We start from the raw sequence: 12,347 nt of genomic DNA on the forward strand, positions 1-12,347 counted from the left end.
CGGGACTCCGTCTGCCAGCGGAGCCAGTCTTCATAGCCGCCAGCATTCTGACTGATCTGGCCATCTTCGCCGAAGGCGATGACCTGGGTGACCACGTTATCGAGAAAGTCTCGATCGTGGGAGACTAGAAAGAGCGTGCCCGAATAACTCTGCAAACGCTCTTCCAGAACTTCCAGTGTCTCCAGGTCCAGATCATTGGTGGGCTCATCCAGTACCAGGATGTTAGCCGGGCGGGCAAACAGCCGGGCGAGCAGCAGGCGTGCCCGCTCGCCGCCAGAAAGCGCCTTGATCAGTCCTCGTGCGCGGCTGGGTGGAAAAAGAAAGTCTTGCAGATAACTCAGTACGTGACGGCGTTCACCATTGATTTCGATGAAATCGTTGCCGTCGGCGATGGCGTCTAACACGCGGCTCTCGGGGTCGAGGGTGGACCGCATCTGGTCGAAGTAGGCGACCTCCTGTTTGGTGCCGCGGCGGATCGTCCCCTCTTGTGGCTCCAGCTCGCCGAGGATCAGGCGTAGCAGTGTCGTCTTACCCGCCCCATTAGGGCCGATGATGCCCACCCGGTCGCCGCGTTCAATGCGCGTGGAAAAATCGCGGATGACCGGACGCCCTTTATAGGCAAAAGAAACGTGATCCAGTTCGGCAATAAGTGCACCGGAACGGTCCGCCGTGCTGATTTGCAGGGTGGCCTGCCCCTGCTGTTGGCGACGGCTGGCGCGCTCATCACGCAGCCCCTCCAGACGACGTAGGCGGCCCTGATTGCGCTTGGCGCGGGCTTTGACGCCCTGGCGCAGCCAGGCCTCCTCTTCCGCCAGTTGTCCTTCCAGACGGCTGTCGGCGGCGGCTTCGGCGGCGAGAACTTCGGCCTTGCGACTTTGATAAGCGGCAAAAGTGCCGGGGAAACTGCGCAGTATCCCGCGATCCAGTTCGATAATGCGGGTCGCCAGGCGGTCGAGAAAACGCCGGTCGTGGGTGATGAAGACCAGCGTGCCGCGATGGCGCAGCAGGGATTGCTCCAGCGCCAGAATCGCTGGCAGGTCGAGATGGTTGGTGGGTTCGTCGAGAAAAAGCAGGTCCGGATCAGCGACGAGCGTGGCGGCGATGGCTACCCGTTTGCGCTGGCCACCGGAAAGGGCGCTGACCACGCCCGCAGCGGGCAGCCCCAAGCTATCGCGCAGGGCCTCGGCTTTATAGTCGATCTGCCAGGCCTCGTGATGGTCGGCGAGGGCATGGGCATGAGCGTCGTCCGCATCGGCGTTCTGCAAGTGTCGCCAGGCAGGGTGCCCGGATTTGATGGCGGTGAGCAGGTCGTGTTCTCCGGCCAGCTCCGGCTCCTGCGCCAGGTAGGCGCGGTGCACGCCGGGTGCCACCCACAGGTTTCCCGCATCCAAGGCACTGAGGCCCGCCAGTACTTGCAATAAGGTAGACTTGCCCTCACCGTTGCGGCCGATAAGGCCGACCCGCTCACCCGCCTCCAGATTCAGTTCGGCATGGTCCAGCAGTGCCCGGCCACCCCATTCCACTTGCCCCGCTTCCAGCCGCAGAATAGACATTCAGCCGACCCCATCCTTAAATTACGAAAGATAAGGGCGTAGGGTACGGGGCGCACCGCAGCAGCGCAAGCCGGGCGAGCGCCCTCAGGTTCTGCGCATTAACTCAGCAAACGCAGAGTCAGGGGATAGCGATAGGTCTCCCCATTGCTGGCTTTGATGGCTGCCAGAATGCAAAATGTCAGATTCACTATGAAAATCAGTGGGAAAATCAACATGCCGATCAGCAGGATACTCAGGATACTGGCCAGCACATAAGTAATCAGCACGGTGATCTGGAAATTCAGTGCTTCTTTGCTCTGCTGCACCAGCCAGGCGGGGCCACTGTCTTTTTTGAGGAGATAGACGATCAGCGCCGGGATGAACCCGAACAAGATGCCGCCCGCATGGGTGAGCGCGGCGATGTTACGATCGTCCTTGCTGGCTACTTCGGCGAGATTGCTGGTTTCCATGGTTACGCTCCCTGTAGGGTAATGGATTTCGTATTGGGTCGACCGGGTGATGCTTCACTCTGAGTGGCCTGTGCCCACTATCATACTGAATTTTTTGTTAAAGAATAGCCTTCTGATGGGTTCTTCCCGGCTGGCGAGAAGGATTGCCAGCGATGGACCGGACCTTTAGCATAGACTCATGCCAGACACCTTCACTGACGAACAACGCCAATTCCTGCAACTCCTGCGTCTGCCTGTGCCCGGCGACCCGCCGCCGGAGATGGTGCAGGCAAAACCGCTGGTTAACGCCCCAACCGCTTTGCCGAATCGGCCCGTATCCGCGCCAGCGCAGCCAGCCTCTGCCGCGATGTCCTCTGCACGGCGCGATGTGGGGTCAGCGACTGCTGCCCTACCACCCGCAGAGGTGGTACCAACTCCGGTGCGCAGCCCGGCTCCGCCGCTCAAGACTGAAGCTCGGCAAGCCCCAGTGCTTGCCACTCAGGCAAGTACCCCTGCTGCGGACCCGCAACGGATCACACGCATCGCCACCCTGGACTGGCGTGCCCTCAACAACATGGTCAGCACCTGTCAGGCCTGCCCCCTCGGCGAAACCCGTAAACATGCCGTATTCGGTGCCGGTAACCCGCGTGGATCCTGGCTCTTTGTCGGCGAGGCACCGGGCGCGGAAGAAGACCGCCGCGGCGAAGCTTTTGTGGGTCGCGGCGGTCAACTCCTCGACAACATGCTCCACGCCATGGGCCTGAGCCGCGAGAAAGACGTCTATATTGCCAACATCCTCAAATGCCGCCCCCCCAACAACCGCGACCCGCTGGGTCCGGAGGTGCAGGCATGCATGCCCTATCTGCAGCGCCAGATCGCCCTCTTGCAGCCGCGCGTGATTGTCGCCCTCGGGCGCTTTGCGGCGCAGGGCTTGCTTCAGATGGGTACGCCGCTCAGCCAATTGCGGGGTACGACCCAGCAATACCAAGGCATTCCCCTGATTGTCACCTACCACCCCGCCTATCTGCTGCGCAACCCGATTGATAAACGCAAGGTCTGGGAGGATCTGAAGCGGGCGTTGGGGGTGTTTGCGGAGTTACAGTAATGACGGACGCCCCCGCGTTGTTCGACCCGTCGGGAGTCTGGCTTGGTCATATTTCTAACGGTATGGGAGAAGTCTTCTATGGACCATCACAAATCCGGCGCTTGGCGGTTGTTTCCGGTCATCTTGATTGCCGGCTTGTTGTTTCTGCTCACCGACTCCCGGGCGGTGGCGGGGAAAATCCGCGTGGCCTGCGTCGGAGACAGTATTACCTACGGTGACGGAGTTCCACAGCGGCATACCCAAGGATGGCCGGGGAAATTACAGCAATTATTGGGAACCGGCTATCAGGTTGCAAACTTCGGTCACAGCGGCGCTACTATGCTGAAGAATGGCGGCCTGCCTTATTGGAAGACAGCGGAATATAAAGCCGCCACAAGCTTTGATCCCAATATTGTTATCATCATGTTGGGCACCAATGATGCCAACCCCAAAAGTTGGTCAAAACTTGGTTCCCAGTTCACCGCGGATGCAGAAGAGATGATTCGCCATTTCGCACAGCTCAAAACGCACCCCAAGATTTATATCTGTACGCCGCCGCCGCTAATCCACGCGAATTCCGGTATCAGCGAAGCCATGTTGATCCGTGGCCCCATTTCGGATATTTATACGGCAGGCCACGCCATGAACGTTCCGGTCATTCCGGTTTATGCAGAATTACGACGATTTTTCAAGACCCACGGGGCTGATGTATATTACCAGGCGGATGGCATACATCCAAACGCAGCCGGCCAGAAACAGATCGCGCAATTGATATTTCAGTTCCTGCAACGCGTTCCGTAAGTAGCGCATTCTTGCAGTGCGTGACAACGTGTCATTGTTGGAACAGCTCTAGGGGTGCCACACCAGAAACCTTTGGTAAAGAGCTCGTCCTTGTTTTCAGCGAGCAAGTGTGGGGTGTCAGCTAGGTAAATTAAATTGGGTATCATTCACATGATTCATTGGTAAAATTTTCAATTACTTTATTTAGCAAAAATGGTGGGTATCCCTACCGCGATATCAGGTTATTTTTTTGATGCTGATTTTTGTCATCTATATGAAATTTCTTCAGGAAGGCGGTTTTTGAAACCGGCAGGGATGATTTGCCGTGATGGTCAGGTGCTCTGGTCTGAGGTGCAGATGGCGGCCAGTTTTCTCGACCGTTTGCAGGGTTTGCTGGGCAAGGCCGAACTCTCTAATCAGCAGGGGTTGTTGCTGACTGCTTGCGGGAGTGTACACACCGTGGGTATGCGTTTCCCCATCGATGTCATTTTCTTGGATGCCGATCTGAGGGTATTGGCTTGTCACTCAGGTGTCAGCGCATGGCGCATGAAATCCTGCCGGGGTGCCCGCACGACGCTGGAGGTGGCGGTAGCCGGTGTTGCGCGTCACGGGGTGGTTCCCGGACAGCGTTTGCGGTGGCAGACAGCACAATCACGGTCTTGACCATTTTAATTGGCCAGACTATAGGCTGGTTCCATTTTGTGGAGAATACGATGCAGTCTGTCAATATGTTACAAGCTAGGTCCTCTCTGTCCCACTTGGTGGAAGCCATCGAGCAAGGACGGAAGCGCGAGATCGTGATCGCCAGGAATGGCCGTCCCACCGCCAAGTTGGTGCCGACAGATGCGGCCCTGTCTGGAAAGCGGATTGGTGTGGCGAAAGGCTTGTTCGTTATGCCCGACAGTATCGATGCGCATAACGATGCCGTGGCGCGCTTATTTATGGTCGGGGTGCAGCCCTGAATTTGCTGCTGGTGTCCACGGACAAAATAGTATCATCCTGGCGTCTCGCGGATTCTCTGCCTCCGGGTGAGCTTTCGAATGGCAACTATGCAGCGGTGGATAGGGGTAGGGAACGGCGATTACCGTCCCCTCCCTCCGAACCCGGTGTGCGGTTTTCCCGCGACGGGCTCTCCAGTCAGTTGTTTCCACATCGGGATTGGCGCGCCAATTGATGGGCTTCGTACATCGTGAACAGCCCAAGATCAGCGAAGAAGGCATTCGGCCATTGTTTGTGATCGCGTAGACATCGACCTTGACCCGGTCGATGCTTCTGCCGTCGCAGCATTGCCCGCAATCGACGACGAACAAAGCCGTCAATTGCCGAGAAGGTGAACCGATGGGCATGTTTGAAGTAGCCATACCAGCCTTTATTTCTTATAACTCCTGCCGCAACCGGCATTGCCCGAAGTGCCAGGCCAGCGCGGCTCGACGCTGGCTGGAGGCCCGGCAAACCGATCTGCTGCCGGTAGACTATTATCATGTGGTTTTCACCTTGCCGGCACCCATCAGCGCGATCGCCTATTACAACAAGGCGGTGATTTATCGCTTGCTGTTTAACGCCGCTGCCGAAACATTAGACACCATTGCGGCAGATCCCCAGCATCTGGGTGCACGCATCGGGGCTACCCTGGTCCTCCATACTTGGGGATCGGCGCTGACGCATCACCCCCATGTCCATGGCATTGTCCCCGGCGGCGGTTTATCTCTCGACGGCACCCGTTGGGTCGCCTGTAAGCCGGGGTTTTTCCTGCCAGTGCGGGTGCTCTCGCGCCTGTTTCGACGGCGCTTTCTCGAAGCACTCAGTCAAACGCACCACGCCGGTCAGCTCCAGTTTTTCGGAGAATATGCTGCGCTGGTCGATACCGCCGCCTTCGCCGACTGGCTCGCGCCATTGCGGAACTGCGAATGGGTGGTTTATGCCAAGCGCCCCTTTGCCGGACCGGCGGCGGTGCTGGCCTATCTATCCCGTTATACGCATCGGGTGGCGATTTCCAACCGGCGCCTCGTGGCCTTCGACGCGCACGGGGTAACCTTCCGCTGGAAAGATTACCGGGCAAAAGGTCGTACTCGTCATAAAATCATGACCCTCAGTACGGACGAATTCATGCGTCGCTTTCTGATGCATGTTTTACCCAGCAGTTTCCATCGCATCCGACACTATGGGCTGCTGGCCAACGCCGGGCGCAAGAAAAAGCTTGCGCTGGTACGCAAGCTTTTACACGCGACTCCCGATACATCGCCACAACACGATGAAACGTCAGCAGGAACAGCCACCCAGCCCACCTTTGTCTGCCCGGATTGCGGGGCCGCGATGATCATCGTCGACATTCTGGTGCGTGAATCCTCCATCCGCGCGCCACCCCGGCATTGCGGCGCACTATGACTTCCAGCGCATACCGATACCTACCCCACTGCCAACCGGCGATATATTGGCCAGAGCCAATAAGAGACCCTTGGGCCTCGTCCAGAAAACAGGACAATTTCAGCCTGTTGAACCGTAGTGTATCGCCAGAAATCGAGCATATACGATCACAGACTACCTATCCAAGAGAACAAATCAGCCCATCAGTCATGCCAATTAGGCCTTTCGTGCCAGGATACGACGCTTCAAATCCCCATAGCCTGTAGCCTCATCTGAACATCACGTTTCCCCCCGCGGTTTCCTCCTTCGTGGCTTGTCCGACGCCTGCCCGAGGAGCCCTGCAGAACCAGCCGCAGTGTGGGCAGGCATCAGACAACCCTTTACTAGAGCGGTCCTTCACAGGCGGCATGGGTAGAGCTACTATCGGCCATAATCGGTCGGTCGCCGTCTTCATGGATCAGGCAGTTCAGGCGGTACCTTCTGCAGGAAAGCAGAAACTTGTCCCAGCCTCCTGGCGTGTATGCGTAATGTGGCAAGCGGCAAGCGGCAAGACCCGGCCCCGTGCGCGGAAATAGACCAACGGCCCCCTGAATTCTGCAACAATCACGTTCGTTCTTTGCGCACGACACAAATAGTGCTAAGCTTCTAGTCGCGTGAGCGCATCGCTCACTTGTGGCAGTCAGCAAATCTACAGTTGTTGGTGATGCTCTGAATTATTAGAGCGTCTTGGTTCAAAAGGATCAAGGCTTGTCGGGAGGAGTGATACCCTCCGTCTCTTCCATCCGGAAGAGAGAAGGACGTTAGGCTTGGCCATATGAAGGGCGGTTGCTACCAACAGCCTTGCTGACGAAAACAACGCTCTTCATTTTCCCCTATTGTATGGGGTGGCCGAGTCTATCTTTATCATGGAAGCTCGACAAATAGATATATACAATCCAAAAAAGATCTCACTTGAGTCGATTGGCAGCTTGGCCAAATTAGCGTCATGCCTGGACGTAACTCTCGAAGAGATACAAGAAGCGCAAGAGTTGTCCGCTTCTGAACGCTACAAGATTAAGGAAACACCTAAACGCGATGGTTCCTTGCGAAAGGTATACAGTCCGCATTTTCTCATACGCAAGATTCAACGCAGGATTAACGCCCGTATCTTGTCTAATTCGGATGTAATTGCTTGGCCAGACCATATTTTCGGCTCGGTCCCCAACCAACATTGTGGTGAATCTCTCGTCGTTGAAAGAGATTATATTAGTTGCGCAAGGCGACATTGTGGGGCAAAAAGCGTTCTTACCCTAGATATTAGGAATTTCTTTGATAATATTCATCAAAGTTACGTTGAAAATATATTCACAGAATTCTTAAAGTATGATGTGGAGGTGTCCAAGGTATTATCTGATTTATGCTGTTTAGATGGGCATGTCGTCCAAGGTGCTCTTACTTCTAGTTACATCGCCTCATTATGCCTTTGGGATGTTGAAGGCGAATTGGTGGTAAAACTAGGACACAAGAATTTAGTTTACACGCGATATGTGGACGACATGAATGTTTCATCTGTAATATCGGATTATGACTTTACTTACGCAGTTCGCGCAATTGAAGTAATGCTTGATAAAAAAGGACTGCCACTTAATCCAAATAAAACAAAGATTCAACACATCTCTACTGAACCCCTTACAGTTCACGGTCTCCGGATTGGCTTCAAGGAACCCAGGCTTCCATCGTCTGAAGTGCGGAATATTAGGGCGGCAGTGAAAAATATTGAAATTCTGGCGAGTGAACATCGTTACAGGACATCTCATGCATTCCGAAAAGACTTTAATAGATGCATGGGGCGCGTTAACAAATTAGGGCGTATCGGTCACAATCAACATCAAAAGCTTGTGCTAAGGCTAAAAAAAGTGATTCCCTTGCCGTCCAAAAAAGATATTGTTCGTGCAAAGAAGATAGTTGAAAGACTTGAAAAAGATTATAGCGCAAATAAAAGCACCTTTTGGTACATGAAGAGATTTTATTTGGCGCATGAACGGCTAAACATACTGCAGAGGACATATTTTAAAACATCTGCCGAGCTTAGAGGCAGGCTAAAAAGTATATCTCCGACCTATGGATTCTAAAGAACTTAAAATATTGGTTATTTCTTTATCGGCAATTGCGTTTGTCGGTTTTGCCTTGTCTGCAGTCGTAGCCGTGATGACCATGTGCGATGAGGGGTTGTTTAATTCTTTGCTCTGCTTGAATAATGAGTGTGTTGGATTCTTTCTAAAATCGATCAATAGTGCTATAGATATAGCCAATGCAACGCTTAAACTATTGGTTTCTGTAGCCACTGTCGGGGGCATTATCGTCGCCCTTCTTAGTTATCTTAATAACTCAAACACATCCGCACTATCAAATCATATCGCGCATTTTTCAATATTTCATAGCTATATAAATGGTGAAATAGAAAAGTTGAGCATGATCTCTCCCTCATCTGTGGATGTGCTTTCTCTTTATAATTGTATTTTTGATAAATCCAGAACCGGGAAAACAGACATATCCAAGAACTATATTGATTTCGTGGCAAAACTAAATAAAGAAATCGGCACGTCTAACGATAAATCCAGCAACCCAAAAGTGGGAGAATTTCGATATAAGGAACATCAACGAAGGATTATTTCGATTCTGAAAGGCACGGGCATCACAATGAATTACTTGCCTAGAAATGATTTCTTTGAAGCAGAAGGCCAAGTATTTTCTTTGATCGAAAGAGTGAATCAATCATTCTGTTATACAGATTCTGTCCCCCTCTTAAAAAAAAGACACTACATTTAACGCTGTTATCAGGCAATTTCATTCAAATCAAGAATCGCTAGTTAGCCTCTATAGGAAGCGAATAGTGGTTTTTGGTACAATGCTTTTGCTCGGTCGTCAGTTCAGGGGTCTGCTTTGGGTCGGATGATGTCATTGGCTTTCCGCTGTTGAATGTCTGCAATCAGTCTGCTGCCTACCATCAGGGCTCAACGGCGGCAGGGCAGCGGAAACAGCCATTCACCTCCGGACACAGAACGAGTAATATTGACCCCCGAGTTCGACAGTTAATCTCGCAACTCCTTGATATTGAAAATAGCGATTTCAAAACGCTCCACTACAACAGCGTCAATTGCTGAGACGCGGCTGGTTTTTTTACCCGGAGGGCATGCAGAACCTCGCTTTGACATTCCTGGATGGAAGACACCCCGGATACGGGTGGGGCGCCATTGAGACGAACTCGGTGATGCTGAATGCGGTGGAGTTGCTCCAAGGCTCGTTCCGGCGTCAGCCCGGTGTGACTCGCACGTAAACGACTGCGCATGACCCGATGCAGAATCAGCGCCATGAAGCAGATCGCTGCGTGCGCCCGTATCCTGTCGGGCAGGCGGTGGTAGACCGGGCCGATTTCCAGCTCGGATTTGAGCACTTTGAAGCCCCGCTCGATATCGGCGAGAGACTTATAGCGGGCCACGACCTCCGCCGGTGACAGGTCCTGCACATTGCTCACGAGCAGGAGCTTGCCATCCATCTTTTCCGCCAGGGTGCGTGCGCTTTTGTCGATGTCGTAGCTAAACTGCTGTGCGGCCATATCGACTTGGATGATGCGCGATAAATGCGCCTCGCAGACGGCATGGTAGAAGCGTGCCTTGGCACCGCTGTCGGAGAGTTTGCGTCCCCGATGCTTTTGCCGTCGTCCTGATCATCCAGTTTGCCGGCCCACTGGTCGCCCTGAGTAATCAGCGCTTCGATCCGCGCATTCCGCTTGGCGGTCTGGTCCGCCGCCGTCATGGGATCATGGGCGATAACCAGCCGCAGGTCGTTCCAGGTGCGCTCACCGATGACTTCTTCAGTGGCAGTGTTGCACGACTCCCGCTGGAAACTATCCAGCAGATCGGTAAATTCATGGTACCGCCGCCCCGGTACGGCCAGGATAAACTCCAGCGACTGCCCGTTGGCCAGCCGGATCGCCTGCAACGCCTCCAGATTGTCCAGACTCAACAACCCGCGATCCGCGATGAGCACCAGGCGCCGCACTGTCGGAAAGCGCTCCAGCACTTTGCCCAGGGTCGGCAGCAGCGTTTTGGTCTCAGCGGTGTTGCCATCGAAGACCTCATGGTAGATCGGCAAACCTTCTGCAGTCTGCACGACCCCAGCATGAACTGGCGAGCGATCAGACCTTCCTTGGCCATCCTGAATTGACGGACGTCCTGGGGAACCGTGACCAGGCCTTCACTGCGGATCGTGGTGAGGTCATAGAAGACCACGGACAGGTCCTGATCGATCAGGGGGCGCAACAGTCCGGCTACCACAGCATCTACGGCACTCTGTTGCTCCATCAGGGCATCCATGCTGCGCAGGAGTTGCTGGTGGGTAATCGTTGTCACGGTGACATCCGGCAAGGCGACGGTTTCCACCCAGCGCAGTACGCCCAGTTTCGATTCGGGATCGCAGAGCCGGTTGAGGACCATCACCCGGATCAGCGCTTCCACATCGGTCGTATGGCGGGTCTTGCGGAACACCTGACGTAGGGCGCTGAACCCCAGCTCCTTCCAGAGTTCGGTCAAGGCCCAGACATCGCCAAAAGCACGCGCTGTTTCAAAAGCGATGGATGGTGGAGAAGAAATCGTTGGCGCCGGGGTGGGCACCTGGCCGCTGACCTTCATCAGGCCCTGAATCACGGCATTCAACTGACTGTCGACCTGATCCAGTCGCCCAAGTGTGGCGACGGTACGCTTTTTGACCTTTCCGGCATCATCCCGGTAGGACTCGACAAGCTGGACATAGCGGCGGCTGCCGGAGGTGGTGATCTTCACATGCATGCCGCCACTTTATCAGCGTTCATAGGCATGTCAACAAAAGAGCCTAAGTGATAAAACGTGCCACCACAGAAGTTTTAGAAAATAGGCGCTGAAACCCCTATGAATGCTGGGGCGATGTTACGAAATTGACGATTTTTGCCGATGAACTGTCGAACTCGGGTTGACCAAAGGCGGATGTTACGGTGATGGCACCACGAACTGCCAGCGTTCGACAAATGCAGCTATTGAGTCAGCGTAGGATTTGTGTAAATATGCCCCACATAGCAATTTATTATCCTGGGACTGCATTTTTGCAGATATTACATGGAGCACAATAAATATGAAATATATTAGGTTCTATTGGTTATAATTTGTCTTCAACTTCTATATGACACTCGACACCGAGCTATACGTCGATTGCGCCATTAAATATGAATTAGGACTTATTATGTTTATTCTTGATACGTCAGCAATCCGCGGCATTTCTCACCCTAAGTTGACTGAGGCAAAATCGAAGGTGGGCATCGCGGTTTCAACGCAGACCGTCCTAGAATTAGCCAGTCATTTGGATGACCCGGAATACTTACGAGCCCGAGGAAATTTTCTTAAATGCCAAATACCACTGTTACTGAACGATCCTTTTTGGCTTCTTTCTGATAAACTTCACTTATCAGCTAATTCGACGAGAGGGGAGGATAAGCTTGTTTTAAGCCAGTTACTGTTGGCAGTACAACAATCTCAGTCTCTAGCAGATCTAGGTACCAAGACCCTTACCTATCCAGACGGCACCATCGCTTCATGCATCGATGCTGGAAAGATAATTGAAGAGATTCTCCAAAAGGAGGAAGTCACCTATATCGCCCATATTAAATCACTTCCTGCCCTCGCGGGGCTTGATCCATTGCTGAACGGTAAACACACGCTTACATCCGAAGCGTTATTCGGTTATTTGGCTGACGCAGCCAAGTCGCTTTCTCCAACAAACGACAGAAGTCTTCAAGCTAAAACCTTTCTTGCGACAGCACCGTACTTTGGCTATCTCATGCATCGCTTATATCAGTACGCCAATCGCCGGCCACGCGGTGAGACTGAGTTATGTATCGACGCTAATGACTGTGAGGACGCCTATATTGCCTTAATCCTCGACCTAAATACGTTCGATACCTTAGTCACGAATGACTATGGCACTCTAGACGCCTTAAAAAACACGACTATTCGTCTCAACGAGATTCTCCCGATCCCTTTGAACTCGAGCCTCGTTATGTCCAATGATGAGTTTCTTCGTTTCATCGAGTCCTAACGGGCATTTGTTACATATTTATAGAGTAAAGGA

At 53.4% G+C, this 12,347-nt stretch carries 10 protein-coding genes and 3 pseudogenes; 8 read left to right on the forward strand and 5 right to left on the reverse strand.

What is annotated here, in order from left to right; genetic code table 11:
- Window positions 1-254: 254 nt before the first annotated feature.
- The 3 genes and pseudogenes from H2515_RS16450 to H2515_RS02180 all read right to left on the reverse strand — a co-directional run.
- Window positions 255-566, reverse strand: a pseudogene (locus H2515_RS16450) (ATP-binding cassette domain-containing protein); the annotation flags it as partial.
- A gap of 150 nt (window positions 567-716) precedes the next feature.
- Window positions 717-1,553, reverse strand: a pseudogene (locus H2515_RS16455) (ATP-binding cassette domain-containing protein); the annotation flags it as partial.
- A 98-nt stretch (window positions 1,554-1,651) separates the two neighbouring features.
- Complete coding sequence (locus H2515_RS02180) at window positions 1,652-2,002, reverse strand: DUF4870 domain-containing protein (RefSeq protein WP_198660835.1); 351 nt, start codon at window positions 2,000-2,002, stop codon at window positions 1,652-1,654.
- A gap of 178 nt (window positions 2,003-2,180) precedes the next feature.
- Between H2515_RS02180 and H2515_RS02185 the strand changes: the two genes are divergently transcribed.
- The 4 genes from H2515_RS02185 (at window position 2,181) to H2515_RS02200 (ending at window position 4,807) form a co-directional block, all read left to right on the forward strand.
- Window positions 2,181-3,086: a uracil-DNA glycosylase gene (locus tag H2515_RS02185; RefSeq protein WP_198660836.1), complete on the forward strand. Its 906-nt coding sequence runs from the start codon at window positions 2,181-2,183 to the stop codon at window positions 3,084-3,086.
- 165 nt (window positions 3,087-3,251) lie between these two features.
- The gene (locus H2515_RS02190; protein WP_198660837.1) at window positions 3,252-3,866 is read left to right on the forward strand and encodes a GDSL-type esterase/lipase family protein; all 615 of its coding nucleotides are present in this window, start codon (window positions 3,252-3,254) and stop codon (window positions 3,864-3,866) included.
- Window positions 3,867-4,145: 279 nt separating this feature from the next.
- Complete coding sequence (locus H2515_RS02195; RefSeq protein ID WP_198660838.1) at window positions 4,146-4,508, forward strand: DUF192 domain-containing protein; 363 nt, start codon at window positions 4,146-4,148, stop codon at window positions 4,506-4,508.
- A gap of 50 nt (window positions 4,509-4,558) precedes the next feature.
- Entirely contained in the window at window positions 4,559-4,807 is a 249-nt protein-coding gene (locus H2515_RS02200; protein WP_198660839.1) for a type II toxin-antitoxin system Phd/YefM family antitoxin, read from the forward strand.
- Window positions 4,808-4,982: 175 nt separating this feature from the next.
- On the opposite strand, the gene H2515_RS16460 is transcribed toward H2515_RS02200, so the two are convergent.
- A complete protein-coding gene (locus H2515_RS16460; RefSeq protein ID WP_198660840.1) occupies window positions 4,983-5,246 on the reverse strand; it encodes a group II intron maturase-specific domain-containing protein in 264 nt (87 codons plus the stop codon).
- On the opposite strand from H2515_RS16460, the gene H2515_RS02210 reads away from it, so the two are divergent.
- The 3 genes from H2515_RS02210 to H2515_RS02220 all read left to right on the forward strand — a co-directional run bounded on the left by H2515_RS02210 (window position 5,190) and on the right by H2515_RS02220 (window position 9,017).
- Complete coding sequence (locus H2515_RS02210) at window positions 5,190-6,230, forward strand: IS91 family transposase (protein WP_232821642.1); 1,041 nt, start codon at window positions 5,190-5,192, stop codon at window positions 6,228-6,230. The two genes, H2515_RS16460 and H2515_RS02210, sit on opposite strands and share 57 nt — an antisense overlap.
- Before the next feature lie 884 nt (window positions 6,231-7,114).
- Window positions 7,115-8,320 (forward strand): reverse transcriptase family protein, encoded by a 1,206-nt coding sequence (locus H2515_RS02215; protein WP_232821507.1) that lies wholly within the window; start codon window positions 7,115-7,117, stop codon window positions 8,318-8,320.
- On the forward strand, window positions 8,310-9,017 hold the full coding sequence (locus H2515_RS02220; protein WP_198660842.1) for a retron Ec48 family effector membrane protein: 708 nt from the start codon (window positions 8,310-8,312) through the stop codon (window positions 9,015-9,017). The genes H2515_RS02215 and H2515_RS02220 overlap by 11 nt, the downstream gene beginning before the upstream one ends.
- A 313-nt stretch (window positions 9,018-9,330) precedes the next feature.
- Here the strand turns inward: H2515_RS02220 and H2515_RS02225 are convergent.
- A pseudogene (locus H2515_RS02225) lies at window positions 9,331-11,035 on the reverse strand (IS1634 family transposase).
- A 427-nt stretch (window positions 11,036-11,462) separates the two neighbouring features.
- Here H2515_RS02225 and H2515_RS02230 point away from each other — a divergent pair.
- Window positions 11,463-12,314, forward strand: a complete 852-nt coding sequence (locus tag H2515_RS02230) for a hypothetical protein (RefSeq protein WP_232821508.1) — start codon at window positions 11,463-11,465, stop codon at window positions 12,312-12,314.
- Window positions 12,315-12,347 lie beyond the last annotated feature (33 nt).

This window comes from Acidithiobacillus ferrivorans (genome assembly GCF_016250455.1).
GTDB classification, from domain to species: Bacteria; Pseudomonadota; Gammaproteobacteria; order Acidithiobacillales; family Acidithiobacillaceae; genus Acidithiobacillus; species Acidithiobacillus ferrivorans.

Coding starts and splice junctions, on each gene's coding strand:
- H2515_RS02180 (WP_198660835.1), bottom strand. CDS start 2,002: ATGGAAACCAGCAATCTCGCCGAAGTAGCCAGCAAGGACGATCGTAAC.
- H2515_RS02185 (WP_198660836.1), top strand. CDS start 2,181: ATGCCAGACACCTTCACTGACGAACAACGCCAATTCCTGCAACTCCTG.
- H2515_RS02200 (WP_198660839.1), top strand. CDS start 4,559: ATGCAGTCTGTCAATATGTTACAAGCTAGGTCCTCTCTGTCCCACTTG.
- H2515_RS02210 (WP_232821642.1), top strand. CDS start 5,190: ATGTTTGAAGTAGCCATACCAGCCTTTATTTCTTATAACTCCTGCCGC.
- H2515_RS16460 (WP_198660840.1), bottom strand. CDS start 5,246: ATGCCGGTTGCGGCAGGAGTTATAAGAAATAAAGGCTGGTATGGCTAC.
- H2515_RS02215 (WP_232821507.1), top strand. CDS start 7,115: ATGGAAGCTCGACAAATAGATATATACAATCCAAAAAAGATCTCACTT.
- H2515_RS02220 (WP_198660842.1), top strand. CDS start 8,310: ATGGATTCTAAAGAACTTAAAATATTGGTTATTTCTTTATCGGCAATT.
- H2515_RS02230 (WP_232821508.1), top strand. CDS start 11,463: ATGTTTATTCTTGATACGTCAGCAATCCGCGGCATTTCTCACCCTAAG.